Below are 23,013 nucleotides of genomic sequence, written 5' to 3'. Positions count from 1 at the left end.
GCCGAGCCTTTGTGGGAGCGGGCTTGCTCGCGATAGCGGTGTGTCAGCTTGCAGGGAGGTTGGCTATGCCGACGCCTTCGCGAGCAGGCTCGGTCCCATACCGTTGTGCATTGATGAAGTCCACGAAAGCCCTCAACGGCGAGGGCAGGTAGCGACGGCCGGGATAGTAAAGAAACGGTCCGGTAAAGCGCTGCCACCAGGGTTCGAGTACCGGTTCGAGGGCGCCGCTGTCCAGGTAGGGCCGTAGCCAGTCCTCGAACAGGTAGACGATCCCTAACCCGTCCACCGCAGCTTGCACCGACAGGTCCACTGCGCCGCCGATCCGGACGATCAACGGGCCGCTCGGGTCGACGCTGATGGTTTCGCCGTCACGTTCATACTCCCAGAGCGGCATCGCGCCACTGGGGAATTTGCCCCGAAGGCAGGCGTGCTTGAGCAGATCCCGAGGGTGTTCGGGGCGACCCCTGGCGTCGAGGTACGCCGGGGATGCGGCGGTTGCGAAGCGCTGAAGCCGTGGGCCGATGGGGAGGGCGATCATGTCCTGTTCCAGGCGCTCGTCGTAGCGAATACCGGCGTCACAACCGGCGGCGAGCATGTCGACGAAGCTCTCTTCGGCAATCACCTCCAGGCGGATGTCGGGATAGCTTTGCAAAAACGGCGTGATGAGCGCCGGCAACACCAGCCGGGCGGCGCTGACCGGAACGTTCAGCCGGAGGGTGCCGGAAGGTCGATCGCGAAAATCGTTGACCACGTCCATCGCCGCCTCGACTTCACCCAAGGCCGGGACGATGCGTTCCATCAACCGCGCACCGGCCTCGGTCGGCACCACGCTGCGGGTGGTGCGGTTGAGTAAACGCACGCCAAGCCGGCTTTCCATCCGGCGTACGGCATCGCTGAGGCTTGAGGCGGACTTGCCGCTCAGCCGCGCGCCTTCACGAAAACCCTTCGCGTTGACCACGGCCACAAAGGCCAGCAAGTCTTGAATATCCGTCGCCATTGTTCTCTCCGTCGTACAAGCCGTGCTGATTGCACCTGATTATCAATGAAGTGGTCAACGCCTATAGTCGGCTCACTTACATTGATCCGAGGGCCACGAGATGAACATTGCAGGCAAGGCAGGCACCTTTTTACTGGGTGATCGCACGATCAATCGCATGGGCTATGGCGCGATGCAATTGGCGGGGCCCCAGGTCTTCGGGCCGCCGAAAGATCCGGCGGCCGCCATCGCCGTGCTGCGCGAAGCACTGGCGAACGGGGTCAACCACATCGACACCGCGGACTTCTACGGGCCCCATGTCACCAACCGGCTGATCCGTGAAGCGCTGCACCCCTATGCCCAGGACCTGGTCATCGTCACCAAGGTCGGTGCCGTCCGCGGTGCCGATGCGTCCTGGAACCCGGCCCACAGCCCCGCCGAGCTGACCCGGGCGGTTCACGACAACCTGCGCAACCTGGGCGTGGAAGTCCTGGACGTAGTCAACCTGCGGGTGTGGGGTGACCTGCATTCGCCCTCGGAGGCTTCCATCGAAGAGTCGTTCACGACACTGGCCGAGTTGCAGCGCCAGGGCCTCATCCGTCACCTGGGCCTGAGCAACGTCACGGCCACGCAGGTCAAGCAGGCCCAGGGCATTGCCAAGGTGGTCTGCGTGCAGAATCACTACAACCTGACCCATCGCAACGACGAACAACTCATCGCCGACCTGGGCCGGCAGGGCATCGCCTACGTGCCGTTCTTCCCGTTGGGCGGCTTTACACCACTGCAATCGGAAAGCCTTTACAGCGTGGCGACACGCTTGCAGGCGTCGCCGCTGTGCGTGGCCCTGGCGTGGTTGCTGCAACGTGCGCCGAACATCCTGCTGATTCCCGGTACGTCGTCCCTGGCGCACCTGCGGGAAAACCTCACGGCGAGTGAGCTGACGATTCCTGCGCCGCTGCTCGCCGAGTTGAATGGGTTGGTCTAGACAGGCTGAAGGGCGTGCCGCCTAGCTCTGGCGTTCATCTATCTCGTTGCGATGGTGTTCCGGCCAGCTGTCGACCGGGTGGGCACGATCTTCGTTGAACATCTCCGTGAGCAGCGCGTTGGCGCGGCGGTAGGCGTCATGGCGGAACTTGAGGTCGTCTTCCGGCTGGGCGACGATTTCCTCCAGCATCTTGAGGTTCAGCCGCCGGAACTGATCCGCCCGTTCGCGCGCTTCGTAAGCCCCGACGCCCATGCGCTCCAGGGCACTGCGACCCAATGACAGCGCGCTCTCGAAAGTTTCGCGCTCGGCCGCCTCCACGCCCATCTGCCGCAGCGTAATGAGGTGTCCCATGTCCCGCGCGCGCACGATCAACTGCAACGCGGGAAAGTGCTCCTGGGCCAGCCGGGTCAGCGTCAGGTTGTCTTCCTGATCGTCGATCGCATTGATCAGCACCACCGCTTGGGCCGCGCCAGCGGCATGCAGCAAGTCGAGGCGCGTGGCATCGCCATAAAAGACTTTCACGCCGAATTTGCGCAGTGTCTCGATGTTGTCAGGGTCGTGATCCAGTACCACCACCTCGACACCGCAGGACATCAACAGGCGTCCGGCGATCTGTCCGAAACGGCCGAACCCGGCGATGATCACCCGCGGATTCTGCTGGTCGACAAGGTCCGATTCGCGTTTGTTTTTCTGGGTGACCGACTCGAATCGACCCAACAACAGGATCAACAACGGCGTCAGGCACATGGACAGGGCCACCGCCAGGGTCAGGCTCTTGCCCCACGGGTCGGTCAAGATCCCGGCCACGGTCGCCGCGCCAAACACGACGAAGGCGAATTCACTGCCCTGGCCCAGCAACACCGCCTGCCAGGAGCGCTGGCCGGCGGGGACGTTGAGGAACCGGCCCGCCAGCTTGATCACCAGCAGTTTGATCAGGATGAAACCCAGGGTCAGGGTGATCACTTTCAGCGGTGCGTTGACCAGCGTGCCGAAATCGATCGACATGCCGACGCCGATGAAGAACAGACCCAACAACAGGCCTTTGAACGGTTCGATGTCGCTTTCCAGGGCATGGCGGTATTCGGAGCTGGCTAGCAGCACCCCGGCGAGGAACGCGCCCATGGCCATCGACAAACCGGCTTCCTCCAATAGAAAGCCGAAGCCGAACACCAGAAAAAGCGCAACGGCACTGAATATTTCCCGCAAGCCCGAGCGTGCCGCGAAGCGCAGCAGCGGCCGCGTCACGTAGCGCCCCAACAGCACGACGATGGCGACGGCGGCGACGATTTTGCCAATCGATAGCAACAGCGCGGTGCCCGACGGGGTGTCGCCGTGGGCCGACAACAGCGGGATCATCGCCACCAGCGGAATCGCCGCGATGTCCTGGAACAACAGCACGGCAAAGCTGCTGCGGCCAACGGCGGTGGCGGTCAGGTTGCGTTCGCTCATGGCCTGCATGGCGATGGCCGTGGAGGACAGGCTCAGGGTCAGGCCGACCAGCAGCGCCGCGGTCCAGTTCAGGCCAAGGGCCGCGCAGAACAAGCCAATGGCGGCGCCACAGGCGAGCATTTGCAGGGCACCGCCACCGAACACCATCCGGCGCAGGGCCCAGAGCCGTTTGGGGTCGAGCTCAAGGCCGATGATGAACAGCATCAGGACCACGCCGATTTCAGCGAACTCCAGGATCGCCTTGACATCGGTAATCAGCTTCAACCCCCACGGGCCGATGACGCACCCGGCCAGCAGGTAACCCAATACCGGGCCCAGCCCCAACCGGACGGCAATCGGCACAATCAACGCCGCCGAGCCCAGGTAAATGAGCATTTCAATCAGGCTGTGCGTCTCCATTTCAATCTTCCTTCCAAGCGGTCAGGCGGGCGCCATAGTGTTCGATTTGTGCATGTTGGGCGTCAGGGTCGGCGGCATAGGCGCCATGCACGACCACCGGCTCCAACCAGCGCATGCCGCAGTAAATGGCCGTGGCGTGGAGGGGTTGGGCCAGCGCGGCAAAACCCGGATAGTCGCCGATCGCAAAGTGCGCTTGATCGCCACCGGTAGTGACGGCCCACAGCAGGCGCTTGTCTTTGAGGGCGACGGCGCCTCTGCCGTAGGCCCAGCCGTGGGTGAAGACTTTATCGATCCACAGTTTCAACAGGGGCGGGGTGCTGTACCAGTACATCGGGTGCTGGAGCACCACAAGATCGGCTTGTTCCACCGCACGCTGTTCCGCCTCGACGTCGATATCGAAATTGGGATAGAGCTCGTAGAGCGAACGTATGACCACGTCCGGGTTGTTCGACACTCGCTTGAGCATCAACTGGTTGACCCGCGATTTGTCGGGGTAGGGGTGCGCATAAATGATAAGAATCATCGGTGAACTCCTTAGTGTTCAGTGGGCTCCGTCGATCCTTGTCTGTCGTGAACGCGAGCGATGGCATTGAGTCGAGCGATATAGAAAAGCGCCTTCCCGGGGCAGCGTCGAGGCCGGAAAGGCCGGACATCCTACCGAGGAAGGCGCTGATTGTTTAGAGCGGATCGTTACATCGGGGGGCTTCAGCCAAGCGGTAGCGAGACCCGTGCCTCCAACCCGCCACTCCGACGATTGCCCAGGGTCAGTGTCCCGCCATGCTCCAGCACCGTCGCCCGGGCCGCCGACAGGCCTAGCCCGACGCCGCCGGTGTGCTTGTTGCGAGAGCCTTCGATGCGAAAGAACGGCGCGAAAACCTGCTCAAGGTATTGGGCGTCGATGCCGGGCCCGCGGTCCAGGATGCGAATGTCCACCCGCTGGGCGTCGGCTTCGAGGCGAACCGTCGGCTCGCCGCCATATTTGATCGCGTTGTCGATCAGGTTGACCAAGGCGCGTTTGATGCCAATGGGCCGGCCGACATAAACCAGGCGCTGGGCACCTTCGAATGAGACCTCGGTGCCGGCGTCCTTGAGGTCATCGACGATGGTGTGCAGCAGCTCGGCCAGGTCGAAGGCAGTGGCATGTTCAAGCCGGGCGTCGTCGCGGAAGAACTCCAGGGCGGAGTTGATCATCGCCTGCATTTCATCGACGTCCCTGAACAGCCGGGATTGCTGCTCGGCATCCTCGATGAACTCGCCACGCAGGCGCATGCGGGTCAAGGGCGTGCGCAGGTCATGGGAGATGGCGGCGAGCATCTGGGTGCGATCCTCGATGAAGTGCTTTAGCTGGGCCTGCATGGCATTGAAAGCGAGGATCGCCTGACGGATTTCATGGGGGCCGACGACGGGGATAGGTGGTGCCTTGTGATCCACGCCGAAGCGCCTGGCGCCTTCGGCAAAGCGTTGCAAGGGCGCTGCCAGGTGTCGCGTGGCGATCAGTGCGACGATAATCGTCGACACCAGGATCAGCGCCAGCATGATCAGGTTGCGCTTCCATTCCTCCAGCCCCCAACTGCGCGCAGGCAGGGAAAACATGACCCACGAGTGGTCGGTCAATTCGATCATCGCGGCGTAGCGTGCGCCGGGCTGGCCAGCGGGCCAATCGCTTGGCTCATAGCCCTCGATCCTCGCGTCGGGCCGGCCCAACTGTTGGCGCAAGCGCAGTGCGCCATCGCTGTATTCGGGGTCGTCGATCACTGGCAGCTTGGCTTCTTCATGGCGTTGGAGCCATTGCGTGTTGAAGGTCTGGTCACTGGCCGTCCTGGCAATGGTGGGTCGTTGTTCGGGCGTTGCCGAGTCGATGATGCGGGTGATGGCGGCGATCTTTTCAATCAGGCCGGTTTCCATCAGGGGCGGGCGGGCCCAGGCATCAGTCAGTTGGCTGAACAGCGCGTTCAGGGCCAGCAACGTGAGCATGGCAACCAGGGTGGTCAGGGCGATCCAGCGCGCCAGCGTATCCCATGGCCGTCGAGTGCATTTCATCGCTTCACCACATGGGGGCTGAACAGGTAGCCGCTGTTGCGCACGGTGCGGATCATCGACGCGCCGGTGAGGTCGGTCTCCAACTTGCGTCGCAAGCGGCTGACCTGGACATCAATGCTGCGGTCGAACGCCTCGAAGGTTTCGCCGCGCGCCAGGTCCAGCAACTGCTGGCGGGTCAGCACCCGACGCGGGTGTTCGGCGAAGACCAGCAGCAGTTCGAATTCTCCGGCGGACAGCGGGATCATGACCTTGTCCGGTGAGCGCAGTTCGCGCCGGGTGACGTCCAGCTGCCAGTTTTCGAACTCCAGGATGGGCCGGGATGAGTCGCTCAACGTACCCCTGGCTTCCCCGGTACGCCGGAGCACGGCGCGCACCCGGGCCAACAGTTCCCGGGCGTCGAAGGGCTTGGTCAGGTAATCGTCCGCCCCCAGCTCCAGGCCGACGACGCGATCACTCAATTCGCCCATGGCGGTGAGCATGATGATGCCGACCGTGTGCTCGGTTCGCAGGCGTTGGCAGAGCACCAGGCCGTTGTCGCCCGGCAGCATGACGTCGAGGATGATGAGGTCCGGCACCCGACGCTCCACCGCCTGCCACAAGGCGTTGCCGTCGGCGGCCACATCCACGCTATAGCCATGTTGTTCGAGGAACTTGCGCAAGAGGGCGAGGACTTCGAGGTCATCGTCCACCAGTAATAAATGGCTCACGGTGGGCACGCAGGGTAATGAATACAGGAGGGGATACTAGGGTCAATCCGGGGCCTGCGTCATATATTTCAATCCGGCAATAAAGTTGCCGGCGGGCAATATGCTGGAAATCTGCGGGCAAAAAAACAGCGGCAGGATGGCCGTTGATGTCGGTCAGTTAAAAAGTAGTCGGTCCTATACAGAACCTGTGGCGAGGGGATTTATCCCCGCTGGGTTGCGAAGCGACCCTCAAATCAGACATCCCAGAGTGTCTGGTTTATTGAGTCGATAGTTTTGGGGCTGCTTCGCAACCCAGCGGGGATAAATCCCCTCGCCACAAGAGCTGTGTCTGGCATCGGTTCTTTAGTTGACCGGTATCGCCTCCATTCCTCGCCGAGATAACCCCGTATGCCGATCACCAAGCCCGCTCCGTTGTTCGTTCGCTCCACCGTCGTGGTTGTATTGGCGGCACTCGCCAGCGGTTGCTCCAGCACGCCCGCTGCGAAACCAGGCTCGTGTGAAAGCGCGGCCTACACCGTTCACGATCCCGCGGAACCGGTCAACCGCGGCATCTTCGCGTTCAACCGAACCGTGGATGACTATGCGCTGGCCCCGGTGGCCCGTGGTTATCGCAAGCTGCCGGAGGTGTTCCAGGGCGGCGTCCACAACTTCGTGGCGAACTTCGGCGAGCCCAAGGTGTTCATCAACGACCTGCTGCAAGGCAACGCCCAACGCTCGGTCAACACACTGGGCCGTTTCGTCATCAACACCACGGCGGGTATCGTCGGGTTGATCGACGTGTCGGGCAAGCTGGGTATCGAGCGCCACAAGGCCGATTTCGGCCAGACCTTCGGCGTCTGGAACGTCGCGCCCGGGCCGATCGTGGAGCTGCCTCTGCTGGGCAGTGCCAACCTGAGAGACGCGACGGGCGAAGTGCTGAGTTTCGCCGTCGACCCGTTCGGCGACAACAGCAGCACCGTCGAGACCCTGGGTACGATCAACACCGTCGGCGGCATTGTCGATGGTCGCGCCGAGGCATTGCCTCTGACGGACAAGTTGCAGACCCAACCGGATTACTACTCGGCGCTTCGCGATGCAACGGCGCAGCGGCGTGCCAATTTTGTTGCGCAGGGGAAGTTGGGGGCGGTTGTGCAGGATAATCCGTTGTGCCAAGGAGCAGAGGCCGGCGATGAGTAACGCGGCGCTGGTCTTGCAACGGCGTATAAAACAGCTTGGCCAGGATGCGTTGCATTGTCGTGAAGTTGAGCTGCGGCTGACCGAGGATGGCCGGTATGTGCTGCTCAGTCGCTACGTCGAGGTGTACCACCACGCGAAGGCCAGCGAGTGTGCGGTTCGTCATTACCGGGTACCACTGGCGGGCATGATTCGCTGGATGGTCAATCACGCAGAGGAGACGAGTGGCTAGTCCGTTCAATACTGCAGATCGTAGAGCACCGGATAATGGTCGCTGCGCAACGCTTGCCCCCTGAAAATGCGCAGCACCTCATCGTGCCCCCGCACCTTGAGTTCTTCGGCATTGCGGATCACTTTGCGCTCATGAAGCCAGGATTTCTTGATCTGCACCGCAGCGTCGCAATATCCACGCGCCACTACGCCTTCATGGACGTAGGCATAGTCCAGTTGTGAGGGGATGGCGAAATCACCGTAGCCCAGGTCGCCACTCTGAAGGCTCGAGACGTATTGGTCGATAGGCGTATAGAAGCGACTCACCTCGTCCAGTCTCTTGTATTCTTTTTTGGCCTGGGTTTCGGTGGAGCGGATGGTGATATGCGTGAATCCGCTGCCTTCGGGGAACACGGCGTTCATCCTGGTTGCGCCACGGTAAGCGGAGATGGTCTTGGGGGCCGAACTGTAGGGGGTATTGAGGTCGCCGCCGAAAAATACCAGCCGTTGAAAGCCGCCTTCCTGGATAGAACCCAGTTCCTGCATGTCACCCAGTATCTGCGGCCAGGCGTTCTTTGAAGCATTGGCATGGCAGAAGGCGAATGTGTTGCCTTTATCGTCGGTCAGTAACAACGTGGCGCGCCTGGCTTCCGGGCCCAGCGGCCAAATGTAGCGCTCCCTGAATTCGTTGGCCCTGTCCGTGCGCACAAAAACCATGGAACCCAGTGTGGTGCTTTTGCGCACGCCACCGTCTTGGTCCAAGGATGACTTGAGGACGTATTGCTGGTTCAGGTCATTGACCAGACGATCATTGGGGTTGCCGGTGCTGCCCACTTCGAATAGGGCGACAATGTCCGGGTTGTCCTGTTGCAGGACCAGTTTGAGCGTGGCCAGTTTTTCCTGGTAGGCATCGCTCATCTTGCCGCCGGCCTGGTTGTTCAGGTGCTGGGTATTCCAGATCAGGATTTTGCACTTGGCCACGGCGTCCGCTCCATGATTGCTGCGCCGCAGCAGTATAGATCAAGGTGATGCGGTGGTGGGCAAGGCCCTGAAAAGTGCTTCGATCCGACCGGTGGGCAGGTTTTTTCCTGCTTTCGGGCAGACTGCTAGACTTTATCGTCCAGTCCCTTTCGGAGAGCCGGAATGAATAATAAAAACAGGATTTGTCTCTGGTACGACGGCACCGCCCAGGAAGCGGCAGAATTCTACGCAAGAACCTTTCCCGACAGCGCGGTGAACGCCATCCATCATGCCCCGGGCGATTATCCATCGGGCAAACAGGGCGATGTGATCACGGTGGAGTTCACGGTGATGGGCATCCCTTGCGTCGGCCTCAATGGCGGGCCGGCATTCAAGCACAGCGAGGCCTTTTCATTCCAGATTGCAACCGATGACCAGGCGGAAACGGACCGCTTGTGGAACGCGATCATCGACAACGGCGGCGAGGCGAGCGTCTGCGGCTGGTGCAAGGACAAGTGGGGGCTGTCGTGGCAGATCAGCCCCCGCGTGCTGCTCGAAGCCGTCGCCAGTGCCGATAAAGCCGCCGCCAAGCGTGCCTTCGAGGCCATGATGACGATGACCAAGATCGACATTGCCGCGATTGAAGCAGCGGTGAAAGGCTAGCCGGCGACCCACACCATCCCTGTGGGAGCGAGCCTGCTCGCGATGACGACAGCACAGCCAATATTGATACTGACTGACCCACCGCTATCGCGAGCAGGCTCGCTCCCACATTGAATGAGGGGGGTGACTTCGATTTTTCGACTTGCACAAATCCCCCTGTGGGAGCGAGCCTGCTCGCGATTGACGGCGGCACAGCCCAACATTGATGCACGCTGACCTACAGGCTGGTTTCAGGCAACCTGGCAATCACCTTGATCTCGAACTGAAAACCATACAGCCACGTCACGCCCACCGCTGTCAGTGTCGGATGCGGTGCGTTGCCCCAGAACTCGGGCACGACGCTCCAGACCCGCTCGAAGGTCGACTGGGGATCGACCATGAAGACCGTGACGTCGACCACATCGTCAAAGCTGCAATCGGCGGCCGCCAGAATCGCCTTCAGGTTGGTGAACGCCTGCCGGACCTGAGCCTCCAGATCAGGCTCTGGCGAGCCGTCTTCGGTGCTGCCGACTTGCCCCGAGACGAACAGAAAGCCATTGGACCGAATCGCCGGCGAGTAGCGATTGCGCTCATACAGTGCCTGGCGTCCAGGCGGGAAAACCACATCGCGTTGTTTCATGAATACCTCCAAAGAGTGGGTTCCAAACGATGAATTCACTCTAGGGGCTTGTCTGCGCGCGATAAACGAGCAACCTTGGCGATCACTGTTTGTAGAATCCAAACAATCGGATCGACACCCGAGGCAGAAATGGATCGTTTTGATGCGATGCAAGCGTTCGTTCGAGTGGTGGAGGCGGGCAGCTTCACCAAGGCCGCTGATACCCTGCACATGAGCAAGACCACCGTGACCCAACTGGTGCAGCAGCTCGAGGCACGGTTGCGGGTCAAGTTGCTCAACCGCACCACGCGCAAGGTCAACGTCACCGCCGACGGCGCGGTTTATTACGAGCGGGTGATCCGGCTGTTGGCCGACATGGACGATGCCGAGACCAGCCTGTCCGGTGCGCAAGCGCTGCCCCGGGGCCGGCTGCGGGTGGATGTGCCGAGCCCGCTGGCCGCTCTGATCCTGATACCGGCCTTGCCGGCGTTCTATGAGCGATACCCGGACATCCAGATCGACATGGGCGTCAGTGATCGCATCGTCGACTTGATCGATGAAAACGTCGATTGCGTGGTGCGCGGCGGTGAGTTGAGGGATCAGTCGCTGGTCGCCCGACGCGTCGGCGATCTCGCCCTCGGCGTTTTCGCCGCCCCGAGCTACCTGGCACGGTTTGGCCAGCCCGCGCATCCGCGAGAGCTGGAAGATTCGCACCATCGCACCGTGGGTTTCCTGTGGGCACGCACCGGCAAATCCTTGCCCTACGCCATGCGCCGTGACGGTGAGCTGCTTCACGTCAAAGGGCGCTACGCGTTGGCCATCGATGACGGTAACGCCTACCTCGCGGCCGGTTTGGCGGGGCTGGGCGTGCTCTGGCTGCCCGAATACATGTCCCGGCGTCACCAGGCGCAAGGTGAGCTGGTGCCGCTGTTCGAAGACTGGCAGCTCGAGCCGATGCCGCTTTATCTGGCCTATCCCCCGAACCGCCACGTCAGTGCCAAGCTACGGGTGTTCATCGATTGGGTTGTGGAACTGATGGCGCAGCACGCGCCTATCATGGATCGACATGTATCGTGAAACCCGACTGGCCGGTTTTAGAGGAGACACACCATGGACCGATTCACTGGCGGCTGCCTGTGCGGCAACGTGCGTATCGAGGCCTCGGGGCGCCCGTATCGCGTTGGCCTCTGTCATTGCCTCGACTGCCGCAAGCATCACGGCGCACTCTTCTACGCCGCAGCGGTGTTCCCCCAGGACGCGGTGACGATCGAGGGGGAAACACGGGATTACGCCGGGCGCTTTTTCTGCCCGCGCTGTGGCTCGTCGGTGTTCGCCCGTACCGGCGACGAAATTGAAGTGAACCTGGGCACGCTGGACGCCCCCGATCAACTGATGCCCACCTACGAAAGCTGGACCGTGCGCCGCGAATCATGGCTGCCGGCGTTTCCGTTCAGCCGACACTACGCCCAAGATCGCGAGGGCACGGGGCGGTTCGAGGAGTAGGGCGCTCACTCGAAGCCGACAATCGCCTTGATCTCCAGATATTCCTCGAACCCGTGGACCCCGTACTCACGGCCATTGCCCGAGCGCTTGTAGCCGCCAAACGGCGCCATCGGGTTCCACGCCGGGTAGTTCAACAGCACTTGCCCGGAGCGAATACGTGAGGCAACGCTGCGCGCCTGTCCAAGGTCCTGGCCCTGGACATGAGCGCCCAGCCCATAGACAGTGTCGTTGGCGATGGCGACGGCTTCATCCACCGTGTCATAGGGGATGATGCACAGCACCGGGCCGAAGATTTCTTCCTGGGCGATGCGCATGGCGCTGTCCACCTGTGAGAAAACCGTGGGGCGGGTGTAGAAGCCCTGTTCAAAACCCTCCGGCCGCCCCGGGCCACCGCAGACAAGCTTGGCGCCCTCGTTCAAGCCCACTTCGATCATGACCTGCACGCGATTGAACTGGGCCTCGTTGGCGATGGGCCCGAGCACGGTTTCTTCCAATTGCGGATCGCCCACGATGATCGCGTTGGCGGTCGCGGCCGCCAACGCCTCGACTTCCGCCAAGCGGTTCCTGGGCACGATCATTCTGGTTGGCGCGCTGCATGATTGGCCGACGTTGCGAAACGCCGACATCACCCCCGGCGGCACGGCCTTGGCGAAGTCGGCGTCGGGCAGCAGCACGTTCGGCGACTTGCCGCCCAACTCTTGCGTCACGCGTTTCACTGTCGGGGCGGCGGCCTGGGCCACCAGCGCTCCGGCGCGGTTCGAGCCGGTGATGGAGATCATGTCGATGTCGGGATGCGCCGCCATGGCCGCGCCGACTTCGGCACCGCTGCCGTTCACCAGGTTGAAGACACCCGCCGGAAGGCCTGCGTCATGCACCAGTTGGGCGAAGAGCAGGGCGCTCAGGGGTGACAATTCGCTGGGTTTGAGCACCACTGTGCAGCCGGCGGCAATCGCCGGGGCGACTTTGGCGGTGATTTGGTACAGCGGCCAGTTCCACGGCGTGATGAGGCCGCAGACGCCAATGGGTTCGCGTTGAATGGCGGTACCATTCTCGACGTTCTGGAAGCGATAGGTGGACAACACATCACGGGCCACCCGAACGTGCTCGGCTGCCAGCGGCACTTGCATGGCCCGGGCGAAGCTGATGGCCGCGCCCATTTCCAGCGAGAGTGCCTGGGCCAATGCCTCTTTGCGCTCAAGGAGCAGTTCATGGATCTTTCCAAGGATCGCCACGCGGGCATCCACCGAAGTTGCCGACCAGCCGGGAAACGCTGCGCGAGCCGCCGCCACGGCCCGCTCAACGTCCTCGCTTGAGCCCTGGGCGACTTCGGTGATGACCGCCTCGGTAGCCGGATTAATCACCGCCAGCGTGGCCGGATGGGCCGGGGGCTGCCAACCGCCATTGATATAAAACTGCCGGTACGCAGGCGTGTCGTTCGAGAATTGGGTGGTCATCCAACGGGCTCCCATAGAGCGGTGATAGCGCTGCCGGCAACAGATCGTGATGCCGTTTTTCTTCTCGATAAACTAACAAAGCGGCCCTGATGGGATATGCCGTTCTCAAGCCTGGCAAAGAAGAATCTGCTGTATCTGCCGGGCTAACTTCGCAAAAAACACAGAGGCGTCGGTTCAGGGCCAAAAAGTGTCCAACGGCACGGCTTCGTCGAATTGTCCGGCCAGCCTCGCCCCCAAGGCCCCAGCGGTGATCATCAGTTGCTCGGCAATGAACAGTCGGCCGTCGGTGGTGGTCACGTGGAATTCGCCGTTCACCTTATGGACGTTGGTGACTTCCGCGCGTTCGCCGATGCCGGCTCCAGCCCGTGTCGCCGCCGATAATCAGTACATGCTTTTTTCTGGTTTCATGATGTGCTCTCACTCCCCGCCAGCGCTTCGATTTCAATCAAGTACCCATGGTGCAACGCCGGCACGGGCACCACCGCGCGCGCAGGCCGGTGTTCGCCCAGATAACGGGCGTAGAGCCGGTCGAAAGCCGGCCAGTGTTCGATGCCGGCGACATAGACCGTCACTTTCAGCAGGTCGCTGGGACGACGGCCTGCCGCGCGGAGAATCGCCATCAGGTTGTCCAGGGCGATGGCGGCTTGTACCTCGAACGGTTGGTCGACACTGTGGCTGCCATCGGCGCGTACCGGCAGTTGTCCGGACACATACAAGACCCCCTGGTGCGACACCGCCTGGGTGTAGTGTCCGCCCGCCGCGGCGGCTTGGTCTGTGTGAATCAACTCGATCTCACCAGCCATGCAGGCGACTCCAGGTATGCACCTGGCCCGAGGCATCGCAGGCGCGGTAATCAGGGAACTGTGCGCCGGTGGCGCAGGCGTGGTTGGGCAAGATGCGCAGGCGACTGCCAATGGGAAAACGCTCGGTGATATCGATGTCCCCGCCCTTTGAAAGGGTGATGATGCCGTGTTCCTGGTTGGCGCTGGAGAGCAGGGCGCCTTCGATCCAGTCGCTGGCTTCGCTGCACACCTGTCCGTAGCCGAAGTCCCGCTGCTGACGTTGCGTGCCTCGATCACGACTCATGGCCATCCACCCGGCATCAGTGATGATCCAGCCTTTGTCCCGCTGATGGCCGATGACGGTGGTCAGCACGCTCAGCGCCAATTCATCCGCCCGGCAAACGCCGATGTTGTGCATCATCAGGTCGAAGAACACATAGACGCCGGCGCGGACCTCGGTCACGCCTTCCAGGTTCAGCGCCGACAATGCCGTGGGTGTCGAGCCGATGCTGACCTGCGGGCAGGCCAGTCCGGCTGCGCGGATGCGTTGGGCGGCGCTGACGCACAGGTGGCGTTCCTGTTCGGCCAGGGCCTGCAGCGCCTGGGGGGTGTCGAGTTCATAGCTGGAGCCGGCGTGGGTCATCACGCCGCACAGCTGCATGCCGCCTTCGTTGAGTCTGCGGGCGATCTCGATGAGGGCATCGTCCTCGACCCGCAGGCCGGAGCGATGGCCATCGCAATCGATCTCGATCCAGACCTCGAAACGTTCGTCGTGCTGCTGGCCGAAATCGATGATCGCCTGGGCGGCGGCCAGACTGTCGGTCAGAAGGCTCAGCCGACAGCCGTTGCGCCTGAGTGCCAGGGCCTGGGGCAGTTTGCCGGGCGCTATAGCGACAGCATAAAAGATGTCCTGGATGCCGGCGGCGAAACAATGCTGGGCTTCCTTCAAGGTGGAAACCGTGACGCCGCTGGCGCCTGCCTCCATCTGCGCCTGGACCACCGGCAGGCATTTACTGGTCTTGATGTGGGGACGCAGGCGCACACCCACGTTGTCCATGCGTTGCTGCATACGCTGGATATTGCGCTGCATTCGCGGCACATCGATGAGTGCGACGGGGGTGTCGAGAGAGGCAATGGAGGCTGGCATGGGCAAGGCTCGGAGGTTGAAGACAGGCTCGACTCTACTCAGTCATCGTAAAGCCGTGGTTCAATGTGGTGTCATCAATCATTAAGTTGAACTGAATGATCAGCCTCGAAGACCTGCGTATGGCCGTGACCCTGGCGCGTTCCGAATCATTGAGCGCCGCCGCCAGGGCGCTCAATGTTTCGCCGCCCGCACTGTCCATGCGCTTGCGCAAACTGGAGGCGCTGCTCGGCCTGACCCTGGCCAATCGTGATGCCCGGCGCCTGAGCCTGACCGCCGATGGTGAGCGCTTTTCCCGGCAGAGTGCGCTGTTGCTGGAGCAATTGGAGGCACTGCCCGAGTCCTTCAAGCAGCAGGATGATCGGCTGGTCGGCACCCTCAGGCTGGCGGCGCCGTTTGGGTATGGACGACAACACATTGCGCCGCTATTGGCTCGTTTTGCCAGGTTGCATCCGCAGCTGTGCCTGCATCTGGATCTGCGGGAAACGCCCTGGCCCGACCGTCATGACAGCGACGCGGTGATTCACATCGGCACCCTCAGCGACAGCCTCTGGGTTGCCCGGCCTCTTACGCAGAACGATCGGTGGTTATGTGCGAGTCCTGCGTACCTGGAGCAGCACGGCACGCCGTCATCGCCTGAGCAACTCGCCGAACACCGCTGCATTTGCATTCGTGAGAACGATGAAGATGTCACGCTGTGGCACCTGCGTAATGAGTACGGGCGCAAGACCCTGCGGATCAAACCGGCTTTATTGAGCAACGACGGCAGCGTGGCCCGGCGCTGGGCGGAGCAAGGCCTGGGCTTGGTGCTGCGTTCGCAGTGGGACGTCAGTAAAGCCATCGCCGACGGCCGCCTGGTGCGGGTGCTTGCCGATTGGCAATTCGACAGCGCCCCGATCAACCTGCTGGTGCCCTCGCGCAAACTGCGCAGCGCGCGGGTACAGGCGTTGGTGAGCTTTCTTGAGGCTGAGTTGAAAGCCTGAGCAAAAGGTTCCTTACAGACCCACCGCCATCGCGAGCAGGCTCGCTCCCACAGGGAATTTGTGGTGGATACCGGTCTTGCGGACCAACCCAAGACTAATGTGGGAGCGGGCTTGCTCGCGGATACAGCAGCACATTCAACATCACTGCAAGCTGCCCTACCGCTTTCGCGAGCAAGCCCGCTCCCACAGGGGATTTGTGGTGGATAGCAGTCTTGCGGACCAACCCAAGACTAATGTGGGAGCGGGCTTGCTCGCGGATACAGCAGCACATTCAACATCACTGCAAGCTGCCCCACCGCTTTCGCGAGCAAGCCCGCTCCCACAGGGAATTTGTGGTGGATGCCGGTCTTGCGGACCAACCCAAGACTAATGTGGGAGCGGGCTTGCTCGCGGATACAGCAGCACATTCAACATCATTGCAAGCTGCTCCACCGCTTTCGCGAGCAGGCTCGCTCCCACAGGGAATTTGTGGTGGATGCCGGTCTTGCGGACCAACCCAAGACTAATGTGGGAGCGGGCTTGCTCGCGAATACAGCAGCACATTTAACATCACTGCAAGCTGCTCCACCGCTTTCGCGAGCAAGCCCGCTCCCACAGGGGATTTGTGGTGGATGCCGGTCTTGCGGACCAACCCAAGACTAATGTGGGAGCGGGCTTGCTCGCGGATACAGCAGCACATTCAACATCACTGCAAGCTGCTCCACCGCTTTCGCGAGCAGGCTCGCTCCCACAGGGGATTTGTGGTGGATACCGGTCTTGCGGACCAACCCAAGACCAATGTGGAAGCGGGCTTGCTCGCGGATACAGCAGCACATTCAACATCACCGCAAGCTGCCCCACCGCTTTCGCGAGCAAGCCCGCTCCCACAGGGGATTTGTGGTGGATACCGGTCTTGCGGACCAACCCAAGACCAATGTGGAAGCGGGCGTGCTCGCGAATACAGCAGCACATTCAACATCACTGCAAGCTGCTCCACCGCTTTCGCGAGCAAGCCCGCTCCCACAGGGGATTTGTGGTGGATACCAATCATGCGACCGCCCAAGATCCCCTGTGGGAGCGAGCCTGCTCGCGATGGCGGCAGCCCATCGAACAAAGATGCCGAAGCTGCTCGCGACGGGCGTAGATTCTGCCGCAAACGACCCTTTGCAGACCCGTTTGGCGCACCATAACTGCCCGCAAACCCACAGAAACACGGGCACAGCGCCCACGCCTGGAGCATCCCGCAAAGTCTGCTGAGCGAGCCCTGCAAAACGGTGGTTTGTACCAAGCAGCCGGTATTTTTAACGATTTATCCACGGTCTCATGGTGTTGTAATGAAAACGTGATGCAGCGTTGCAGCGAAGCTTCACGAACGGCATCAATGTTTGCCTCGGCATGTCTTCAACAACAATCCAGGACCGCACTCATGAGCTTTCTTCGACCCAAGTACATCACCTTCGACTGCTACGGCACGTTGACCAATTTCCAGATGGGCAGCATGACCCGCGAGCTGTTCGCCGACCGTGTCGATGCCGGGCAGATGGACCAGTTCGTCAAGGATTTCTCCGCTTATCGCCTGGACCAGGTGATGGGTGAATGGCGGCCCTATGATGAAATCATCAAGACCTCTCTGATGCGGGTCTGCAAGCGTTGGGGCGTCGAGTATCGCGGCGAAGGCCAGCTCTATTACGACGCCGTTCCAACCTGGGGCCCCCACGCCGATGTACCGGCGGGCCTGTCGAAAATCGCCGACAAGATCCCCCTGGTGATTTTTTCCAACGCGATGGACGAGCAGATCATGTCCAACGTCGAAAAGCTCGGCGCGCCTTTCCATAAAGTCTTCACCGCCCAGCAGGCCCAGGTCTACAAGCCGCGCCTGGCCGCCTTTGAATTCATGCTCGATAACCTCGGCTGCGGGCCGGAGGATGTCCTGCATGTGTCGTCGAGTTTTCGCTACGACCTGATGTCGGCCCACGACATGAAGATCAAGAACAAAGCCTTTGTGGCCCGTGGTCACGAACAACCGGCCAATGCCGTGTATGGCTACCACCAGATCCCGGACATCGGCGGGTTGGCCGCGCTGGTCGGGCTCTGAGTCTCGACGCACGCTTGAAGGCGAAAGGGGTTAGACATGGGCAGTGAGTCCTATTGGCTCGACACCGCACCGGCGTTCACCGGTGCCCAGCTCGGCGGATTGCCCGGGCAGGTCGATGTCGCCATCGTCGGTGGCGGCTTCACCGGCCTGGCTGCGGCCCGGGCCTTGGCCTTGAAGGGGGCCAGCGTGGCGGTGCTGGAAGCGGGCAGGGTGCTTGGCGAAGCGTCAGGGCGCAACGGCGGGCATTGCAGTACCGGCGTGGCCCAGGACTACGCGGCGCTCACCGCCAGCCTCGGCGCCGACAAGGCACGGGCGTATTACCAGGCCTATGAAAGTGCCGTGCAGAGCGTGGTCTCGCTGGTGGAGCAGGAGGGGATTGCCTGCGACCTCAAGCGCAACGGCAAGCTCAAGCTGGCCGCCAAGCCGATGCACTACGAAGGGTTGGCGCGCACCTGCGAATTGATCCGCAAGGAAGTCGATGCCGAGGTCGAGTTGCTGTCGGCCCAGGAGACGCGGGCGGAAGTCAATTCGGCGCAGTTTCACGGTGGCCTGTTGCAGCGCAATGGTGTGCAGATGCACGTCGGGCGTTTCGGCATCGGCCTGGCCGAAGCCGCTGCCCGTCACGGTGCGTTGATCTTCCAAGGGGTGACGGTGCAGGACTGGAAGGCCAGTGCCGGCGGTTATCGGGTCAACACCAGCAAGGGAACGCTGCAAGCCTCGCAGATCCTGTTGGCGACCGGCGCCTGTCAGCAGGGCGGCCTGGGCTGGTATCGGCGGCGGATCGTACCGGTGGGCAGTTTCGTGGTTGCCACCGAGGTACTGCCCCAGGCGCTGATCGACAGCTTGCTGCCGGCGCGGCGCTCTTATGTCACCAGCCGGATGATCGGTAACTACTTTCGCCTGACCCCGGACAATCGCCTGCTGTTTGGCGGCCGCGCGCGGTTTGCCATGTCCGACAGCGTTTCCGACGCCAAGAGCGGCAAGGTGCTGCAAGCGGCGATGGTGCAGATGTTCCCGCAGTTGGCGAACACCCGGATCGACTATTGCTGGGGCGGCCTGGTGGACATGACGTCCGATCGCCTGCCCCGGGCCGGCCAGCATGGCGGGGTTTATCACTCCATGGGCTACAGCGGCCATGGTGTGCAGATGTCGGTGCACATGGGGCAGGTCATGGCCGAGGTCATGGCCGGCAAGGTCGAGGCCAACCCTTGGCGTGAGCTTGACTGGCCAGCCATCCCCGGACACTTCGGCAAGCCCTGGTTCCTGCCGCTGGTAGGCGCGTACTACCGCCTGCAGGACTACCTGCACTGAGTTGCAGGGTGTTGTTTGGCGTTTCAACACATTGCGTTAATCGTGCGCAATCGAGCCCTATCATTTTCCGAAAGGTAGAACTGACATGAGTGACAATAAAAACGGCATCAAAGACCAGTTGATCACCGGTACAGAAAGTCTGCGTGTTTTCGAAGGGCTCAATCGCGGCATGTCACGTCGGCATGCCTTGCAAATGCTCGGGCTGGCGGGCGTGGCCGCAGCCGGTGCCGGCAGTCTGTTCGGCGCTGCCGGCAAGCTGCTGGCCGATGAACAGGCAACCCCCGGCAAAGGCAAGCCCGGCGGGCGTATCCGCGTGGCGGGTATCTCCAGCTCCACCGCCGATACCCTGGACCCGGCCAAAGGCTCATCGTCCACGGACTACGTGCGCCACTACATGTTCTACAACGGCTTGACGCGCTTCGACAGCCACATGGTGCCGCAACTGGAACTGGCCGAGCGCATCGACACCACCGACGCCACGCTCTGGGTGATTACCCTGCGCAAGGAAGTGACCTTCCACAACGGCAAGGGCCTCACCGCCGCCGACGTGGTGTTTTCCCTGCTGCGCCACAAGGACCCGATCACCGGCTCCAAGGTCTTGCCGCTGGCCGAGCAGTTTGCCGAGGTCAAGGCCAACGGTACCCATGAAGTGCAGATACGCCTGAGCGGGCCGAATGCCGAGTTGCCTTCGATCCTGGCCATTTCCCATCTGCTTATCGTCCCCGAGGGCACCAGCGACTTCAGCCAGGGCATCGGCACCGGTCCGTTCAAGGTCAAGGAGTTCAAGCCCGGGGTGCGTTCCATCGGTGCACGCAATACCAACTACTGGAAGCCTGGCCTGCCGTACCTGGACGAGATCGAATTCATCGGTATCGGTGACGAGCCGTCACGGGTCAACGCATTGCTGTCGGGCGATGTGCAGATCATCAACGAGGTCAACCCGCGCTCGACCACGCGCATCAAGGACAGCACTACCCATCGCGTGGTGGATTCGCCATCGGGCAACTACACCGACCTGATCATTCGCCAGGACCAGATGCCCGGCCAGAGCCCGGAGTTCACCGAGGCCATGAAGCTGCTGCTGGACCGCGAACAGGTCAAGTCGGCGATCTTCCGGGGTTTCGCCAGGGTCGGCAACGACCACCCGATCGCCCCCGGTGCACGCTTCTACAACGCCGATCTGCCGCAGCGGACCTACGATCCGGAAAAGGCCCGTTTCCTGTTGAAGAAGGCCGGCATGGAAAACATCAGCATGCCGGTGATGTGCTCGCCGGCCGCCACCGGCTCGGTCGACGTTGCCGTGTTGCTGCAGCAATCGGCCAAGGAGGCCGGGCTCAAGCTCAACGTCAACCGCCTGCCCAGCGATGGCTACTGGTCCAACCACTGGGCCAAGCACCCGCTGAGCTTCGGCAACATCAACCCCCGGCCCAACGCCGACATGCTGTTCTCGCAGTTCTTCCAGTCCACGGCGCCATGGAACGAATCCGGCTGGAAAAACGAACAGTTCGACCAGTTGCTGATACAGGCCCGGGGTGAAACCGACGAGGCCAAGCGCGGCAAGATGTACGCGGACATGCAGACCCTGGTGCATGAACACAGCGGCATCGGCATCCCGGTGTTCATCAGCAACATCGACGGGGTCGACCAGCGCGTCAAGGGTTATGGCACCAACCCGCTGGGCGGTTTCATGGGCTATATGTTCGCTGAGCAAGTCTGGCTCGACGCGTGATGAGCGCGCTCTTGCGACGTGACATGGCACGAGGGGTAGGGTGATGAATAGCAACACACTGTGGTTGATCAGCCGACGCCTGGGCGCGGCGGTCGTGACCCTGTTGATCGTCTCGATGGTGGTGTTCGCCATCACGGCGGTGTTGCCGGGCGACGCGGCGCAACAGTCCCTTGGACAGTTCGCCACGCCTGAGCAAGTGGCGGCCCTGCGGGTGAAGATGGGCCTGGACCAACCGGGTGTGTTGCGCTACTTGCACTGGTTGACCAGCCTGCTCAGCGGCGACCTGGGCGTGTCGGTCTCCAATGCCGTCCCGGTCACCGAGCTGATGGCGGGCAGGGTGCCCAGCACGCTGATGCTGGCGGCCGCCACGGCGCTGGTATCGGTGCCGCTGGCCCTGGTCCTGGGCATCGGTTCGGCGATGGGGCGAGGTGGACGCATCGATGGCTTCATGAGCTTCTTTACCCTGATGATGGTGGCCGTGCCGGAATTTCTGGTCGCCACCCTGGCGGTGCTGATCTTCGCGGTGAACCTGGGCTGGCTTTCCGCGCTGTCCTATTCCAGTGAGATCACCTCGCCGCTGCAATTCATGCGCACCTATGCCTTGCCGGTCATGACGCTGTGCTGCGTGATCGTCGCGCAAATGGCGCGCATGACCCGGGCGGCAGTGATCGATCAACTGGACAGTCCTTACGTGGAAATGGCCCGTCTCAAAGGCGTGAGTCCGGTACGGGTGGTGCTGCGCCACGCCTTGCCCAACGCCATCGGGCCGATCGCCAACGCCATCGCCTTGAGCCTCTCCTACCTGCTGGGCGGGGTGGTGATCGTCGAGACGATTTTCAACTATCCCGGTATCGCCAGCCTGATGGTCGACGCCGTGACGAACCGCGACATGGCGTTGGTCCAGGCCTGCACCATGCTGTTTTGCACGGCGTACCTGACGTTGGTGCTGATTGCCGATCTGTGCGCGATCCTTTCCAACCCGAGGCTGAGAAACCAATGAACAATCCCATTGTGAAACCCCCGACCGCGGCGGTCGCTCTGGCGTTGGGCAAAGATGCTCACGGCTCGTCCTGGCTTGGACTGGTCGGCGCCGCACTGTGTGCAACCTGGTTGCTGGTGGCGATCTTCGGCCCGTGGCTGGCACCGCATCCGGTGGGCGAAGTGGTCTCCGACACGGTTTTCGGCAGCCTCAGCGCCGCTTATCCGCTGGGCACCGATTACCTGGGCCGCGACATGCTCAGTCGGATTCTGGTCGGCGCACAGTTCACCGTGGGCCTGGCATTGATAGCCGCAGTGTTGTCCAGTGGTCTTGGGACCAGTTGCGCATTGCTGTCGGTGGTTTCACCGAAATGGCTGGACGAGCTGATCAGTCGCCTGATGGACGCCTTCATTTCGATCCCGAGCAAGATGCTGGCGTTGATCATGGTCTCGGCGTTCGGTTCGTCGGTGACGTTGCTGGTGTGTACGGCCGTGCTGAGTTACACGCCGGGCGCGTTCCGGATCGCGCGCAGCATGGCGGTGAACATCGAGGCTCTGGAATACGTGCAAGTGGCCCGCACCCGGGGCGAACGGCGGCTGTACATCGCTTGTGTGGAAATTTTGCCGAACATGCTCAACCCGGTACTGGCTGACCTGGGCCTGCGTTTTGGCTTCATCGTATTGCTGCTCAGCGGCATGAGCTTCCTCGGTCTGGGTGTGCAACCACCGGACGCCGACCTGGGTTCGCTGGTGCGGGAAAACATCGGCGGCCTAAATCAGGGCGCGCCGGCCATCGTGATTCCGGCCCTGGCCATCGGCACCCTGACCATCGGCGTCAATCTGTTTATCGACCGCCTGTCTTCACGGCGCAGTCGACGTACGGGAGGCCATTGAG

Annotated in this window: 22 protein-coding genes and 1 pseudogene; 12 read left to right on the top strand and 11 right to left on the bottom strand. The window is 62.0% G+C overall.

What is annotated here, in order from left to right; genetic code table 11:
• Positions 1 to 43 precede the first annotated feature (43 nt).
• Positions 44 to 997, bottom strand: coding sequence for a LysR family transcriptional regulator (locus AC30D9_RS04910; RefSeq protein WP_490143568.1), 954 nt, complete (start codon positions 995 to 997; stop codon positions 44 to 46).
• 100 nt (positions 998 to 1,097) lie between these two features.
• Here AC30D9_RS04910 and AC30D9_RS04905 point away from each other — a divergent pair, with 100 nt between their 5' ends.
• The gene (locus AC30D9_RS04905) at positions 1,098 to 1,961 is read left to right on the top strand and encodes an aldo/keto reductase family oxidoreductase (protein ID WP_490143567.1); all 864 of its coding nucleotides are present in this window, start codon (positions 1,098 to 1,100) and stop codon (positions 1,959 to 1,961) included.
• Positions 1,962 to 1,982: 21 nt separating this feature from the next.
• Here AC30D9_RS04905 and kefC read toward each other — a convergent pair whose 3' ends face one another.
• From kefC to AC30D9_RS04885, 4 genes are all read right to left on the bottom strand, one after another.
• On the bottom strand, positions 1,983 to 3,809 hold the full coding sequence (kefC, locus tag AC30D9_RS04900) for a glutathione-regulated potassium-efflux system protein KefC (RefSeq protein ID WP_307571801.1): 1,827 nt from the start codon (positions 3,807 to 3,809) through the stop codon (positions 1,983 to 1,985).
• Position 3,810: 1 nt separating this feature from the next.
• A complete protein-coding gene (gene kefF / locus AC30D9_RS04895; protein WP_134924936.1) occupies positions 3,811 to 4,332 on the bottom strand; it encodes a glutathione-regulated potassium-efflux system oxidoreductase KefF in 522 nt (173 codons plus the stop codon).
• A 182-nt stretch (positions 4,333 to 4,514) separates the two neighbouring features.
• The gene (locus AC30D9_RS04890; protein ID WP_490143566.1) at positions 4,515 to 5,849 is read right to left on the bottom strand and encodes an ATP-binding protein; all 1,335 of its coding nucleotides are present in this window, start codon (positions 5,847 to 5,849) and stop codon (positions 4,515 to 4,517) included.
• Positions 5,846 to 6,556, bottom strand: coding sequence for a response regulator (locus AC30D9_RS04885; RefSeq protein ID WP_134924935.1), 711 nt, complete (start codon positions 6,554 to 6,556; stop codon positions 5,846 to 5,848). The genes AC30D9_RS04890 and AC30D9_RS04885 overlap by 4 nt, the downstream gene beginning before the upstream one ends.
• A gap of 387 nt (positions 6,557 to 6,943) precedes the next feature.
• On the opposite strand from AC30D9_RS04885, the gene AC30D9_RS04880 reads away from it, so the two are divergent.
• Both AC30D9_RS04880 and AC30D9_RS04875 read left to right on the top strand, forming a co-directional pair.
• The gene (locus AC30D9_RS04880) at positions 6,944 to 7,732 is read left to right on the top strand and encodes an MlaA family lipoprotein (RefSeq protein WP_134924934.1); all 789 of its coding nucleotides are present in this window, start codon (positions 6,944 to 6,946) and stop codon (positions 7,730 to 7,732) included.
• On the top strand, positions 7,725 to 7,961 hold the full coding sequence (locus AC30D9_RS04875; RefSeq protein WP_307571804.1) for a hypothetical protein: 237 nt from the start codon (positions 7,725 to 7,727) through the stop codon (positions 7,959 to 7,961). The genes AC30D9_RS04880 and AC30D9_RS04875 overlap by 8 nt, the downstream gene beginning before the upstream one ends.
• A 5-nt stretch (positions 7,962 to 7,966) precedes the next feature.
• Here the strand turns inward: AC30D9_RS04875 and AC30D9_RS04870 are convergent, their stop codons facing one another.
• Positions 7,967 to 8,920 (bottom strand): endonuclease/exonuclease/phosphatase family protein, encoded by a 954-nt coding sequence (locus AC30D9_RS04870; RefSeq protein WP_490143565.1) that lies wholly within the window; start codon positions 8,918 to 8,920, stop codon positions 7,967 to 7,969.
• A gap of 162 nt (positions 8,921 to 9,082) precedes the next feature.
• Here AC30D9_RS04870 and AC30D9_RS04865 point away from each other — a divergent pair, with 162 nt between their 5' ends.
• A complete protein-coding gene (locus AC30D9_RS04865) occupies positions 9,083 to 9,562 on the top strand; it encodes a VOC family protein (protein WP_490143564.1) in 480 nt (159 codons plus the stop codon).
• 217 nt (positions 9,563 to 9,779) lie between these two features.
• Here AC30D9_RS04865 and AC30D9_RS04860 read toward each other — a convergent pair whose 3' ends face one another.
• Positions 9,780 to 10,181 carry a RidA family protein gene (locus AC30D9_RS04860; protein WP_134924929.1) on the bottom strand — a complete coding sequence of 134 codons (402 nt, stop codon included), beginning with the start codon at positions 10,179 to 10,181 and terminating at the stop codon, positions 9,780 to 9,782.
• A 129-nt stretch (positions 10,182 to 10,310) separates the two neighbouring features.
• On the opposite strand from AC30D9_RS04860, the gene AC30D9_RS04855 reads away from it, so the two are divergent.
• Both AC30D9_RS04855 and AC30D9_RS04850 read left to right on the top strand, forming a co-directional pair.
• Positions 10,311 to 11,237 (top strand): LysR family transcriptional regulator, encoded by a 927-nt coding sequence (locus AC30D9_RS04855; RefSeq protein WP_307571806.1) that lies wholly within the window; start codon positions 10,311 to 10,313, stop codon positions 11,235 to 11,237.
• A gap of 33 nt (positions 11,238 to 11,270) precedes the next feature.
• Positions 11,271 to 11,663, top strand: coding sequence for a GFA family protein (locus tag AC30D9_RS04850; protein WP_490143563.1), 393 nt, complete (start codon positions 11,271 to 11,273; stop codon positions 11,661 to 11,663).
• A gap of 5 nt (positions 11,664 to 11,668) precedes the next feature.
• Here the strand turns inward: AC30D9_RS04850 and AC30D9_RS04845 are convergent, their stop codons facing one another.
• The 4 genes and pseudogenes from AC30D9_RS04845 to AC30D9_RS04830 form a co-directional block, all read right to left on the bottom strand.
• Positions 11,669 to 13,117, bottom strand: a complete 1,449-nt coding sequence (locus AC30D9_RS04845) for an aldehyde dehydrogenase family protein (protein WP_490143562.1) — start codon at positions 13,115 to 13,117, stop codon at positions 11,669 to 11,671.
• Positions 13,118 to 13,294: 177 nt separating this feature from the next.
• Positions 13,295 to 13,492 (bottom strand): annotated as a pseudogene (locus AC30D9_RS04840) (sarcosine oxidase subunit beta); the annotation flags it as partial.
• Positions 13,493 to 13,521: 29 nt separating this feature from the next.
• Positions 13,522 to 13,920: a RidA family protein gene (locus AC30D9_RS04835; RefSeq protein WP_307571808.1), complete on the bottom strand. Its 399-nt coding sequence runs from the start codon at positions 13,918 to 13,920 to the stop codon at positions 13,522 to 13,524.
• Positions 13,910 to 15,046, bottom strand: coding sequence for a DSD1 family PLP-dependent enzyme (locus AC30D9_RS04830; RefSeq protein WP_490143561.1), 1,137 nt, complete (start codon positions 15,044 to 15,046; stop codon positions 13,910 to 13,912). The genes AC30D9_RS04835 and AC30D9_RS04830 overlap by 11 nt, the downstream gene beginning before the upstream one ends.
• A gap of 95 nt (positions 15,047 to 15,141) precedes the next feature.
• Between AC30D9_RS04830 and AC30D9_RS04825 the strand changes: the two genes are divergently transcribed.
• From AC30D9_RS04825 to AC30D9_RS04800, 6 genes are all read left to right on the top strand, one after another.
• The gene (locus tag AC30D9_RS04825; protein ID WP_490143560.1) at positions 15,142 to 16,026 is read left to right on the top strand and encodes a LysR family transcriptional regulator; all 885 of its coding nucleotides are present in this window, start codon (positions 15,142 to 15,144) and stop codon (positions 16,024 to 16,026) included.
• A 1,405-nt stretch (positions 16,027 to 17,431) separates the two neighbouring features.
• Positions 17,432 to 18,100: a haloacid dehalogenase type II gene (locus AC30D9_RS04820; RefSeq protein WP_134924921.1), complete on the top strand. Its 669-nt coding sequence runs from the start codon at positions 17,432 to 17,434 to the stop codon at positions 18,098 to 18,100.
• A 36-nt stretch (positions 18,101 to 18,136) separates the two neighbouring features.
• Positions 18,137 to 19,411, top strand: coding sequence for an NAD(P)/FAD-dependent oxidoreductase (locus tag AC30D9_RS04815; RefSeq protein WP_307571812.1), 1,275 nt, complete (start codon positions 18,137 to 18,139; stop codon positions 19,409 to 19,411).
• Positions 19,412 to 19,496: 85 nt separating this feature from the next.
• On the top strand, positions 19,497 to 21,140 hold the full coding sequence (locus AC30D9_RS04810; protein ID WP_307571813.1) for an ABC transporter substrate-binding protein: 1,644 nt from the start codon (positions 19,497 to 19,499) through the stop codon (positions 21,138 to 21,140).
• A 43-nt stretch (positions 21,141 to 21,183) separates the two neighbouring features.
• Positions 21,184 to 22,140 carry an ABC transporter permease gene (locus AC30D9_RS04805; protein ID WP_134924919.1) on the top strand — a complete coding sequence of 319 codons (957 nt, stop codon included), beginning with the start codon at positions 21,184 to 21,186 and terminating at the stop codon, positions 22,138 to 22,140.
• Complete coding sequence (locus tag AC30D9_RS04800) at positions 22,137 to 23,012, top strand: ABC transporter permease (RefSeq protein ID WP_116832813.1); 876 nt, start codon at positions 22,137 to 22,139, stop codon at positions 23,010 to 23,012. The genes AC30D9_RS04805 and AC30D9_RS04800 overlap by 4 nt, the downstream gene beginning before the upstream one ends.
• The last annotated feature ends 1 nt before the right edge of the window (position 23,013 follow it).

Source organism: Pseudomonas sp. DF11 (genome assembly GCF_058148565.1).
This window is presented reverse-complemented; position numbering and strand designations above follow the sequence as displayed.

What these genes read in the sequence shown, in the direction of transcription:
- AC30D9_RS04910 (WP_490143568.1), bottom strand. Translation starts at nt 997, where the DNA reads ATGGCGACGGATATTCAAGACTTGCTGGCCTTTGTGGCCGTGGTCAAC.
- AC30D9_RS04905 (WP_490143567.1), top strand. Translation starts at nt 1,098, where the DNA reads ATGAACATTGCAGGCAAGGCAGGCACCTTTTTACTGGGTGATCGCACG.
- kefC (WP_307571801.1), bottom strand. Translation starts at nt 3,809, where the DNA reads ATGGAGACGCACAGCCTGATTGAAATGCTCATTTACCTGGGCTCGGCG.
- kefF (WP_134924936.1), bottom strand. Translation starts at nt 4,332, where the DNA reads ATGATTCTTATCATTTATGCGCACCCCTACCCCGACAAATCGCGGGTC.
- AC30D9_RS04890 (WP_490143566.1), bottom strand. Translation starts at nt 5,849, where the DNA reads ATGAAATGCACTCGACGGCCATGGGATACGCTGGCGCGCTGGATCGCC.
- AC30D9_RS04880 (WP_134924934.1), top strand. Translation starts at nt 6,944, where the DNA reads ATGCCGATCACCAAGCCCGCTCCGTTGTTCGTTCGCTCCACCGTCGTG.
- AC30D9_RS04875 (WP_307571804.1), top strand. Translation starts at nt 7,725, where the DNA reads ATGAGTAACGCGGCGCTGGTCTTGCAACGGCGTATAAAACAGCTTGGC.
- AC30D9_RS04865 (WP_490143564.1), top strand. Translation starts at nt 9,083, where the DNA reads ATGAATAATAAAAACAGGATTTGTCTCTGGTACGACGGCACCGCCCAG.
- AC30D9_RS04860 (WP_134924929.1), bottom strand. Translation starts at nt 10,181, where the DNA reads ATGAAACAACGCGATGTGGTTTTCCCGCCTGGACGCCAGGCACTGTAT.
- AC30D9_RS04855 (WP_307571806.1), top strand. Translation starts at nt 10,311, where the DNA reads ATGGATCGTTTTGATGCGATGCAAGCGTTCGTTCGAGTGGTGGAGGCG.
- AC30D9_RS04850 (WP_490143563.1), top strand. Translation starts at nt 11,271, where the DNA reads ATGGACCGATTCACTGGCGGCTGCCTGTGCGGCAACGTGCGTATCGAG.
- AC30D9_RS04845 (WP_490143562.1), bottom strand. Translation starts at nt 13,117, where the DNA reads ATGACCACCCAATTCTCGAACGACACGCCTGCGTACCGGCAGTTTTAT.
- AC30D9_RS04835 (WP_307571808.1), bottom strand. Translation starts at nt 13,920, where the DNA reads ATGGCTGGTGAGATCGAGTTGATTCACACAGACCAAGCCGCCGCGGCG.
- AC30D9_RS04830 (WP_490143561.1), bottom strand. Translation starts at nt 15,046, where the DNA reads ATGCCAGCCTCCATTGCCTCTCTCGACACCCCCGTCGCACTCATCGAT.
- AC30D9_RS04825 (WP_490143560.1), top strand. Translation starts at nt 15,142, where the DNA reads ATGATCAGCCTCGAAGACCTGCGTATGGCCGTGACCCTGGCGCGTTCC.
- AC30D9_RS04820 (WP_134924921.1), top strand. Translation starts at nt 17,432, where the DNA reads ATGAGCTTTCTTCGACCCAAGTACATCACCTTCGACTGCTACGGCACG.
- AC30D9_RS04815 (WP_307571812.1), top strand. Translation starts at nt 18,137, where the DNA reads ATGGGCAGTGAGTCCTATTGGCTCGACACCGCACCGGCGTTCACCGGT.
- AC30D9_RS04810 (WP_307571813.1), top strand. Translation starts at nt 19,497, where the DNA reads ATGAGTGACAATAAAAACGGCATCAAAGACCAGTTGATCACCGGTACA.
- AC30D9_RS04805 (WP_134924919.1), top strand. Translation starts at nt 21,184, where the DNA reads ATGAATAGCAACACACTGTGGTTGATCAGCCGACGCCTGGGCGCGGCG.
- AC30D9_RS04800 (WP_116832813.1), top strand. Translation starts at nt 22,137, where the DNA reads ATGAACAATCCCATTGTGAAACCCCCGACCGCGGCGGTCGCTCTGGCG.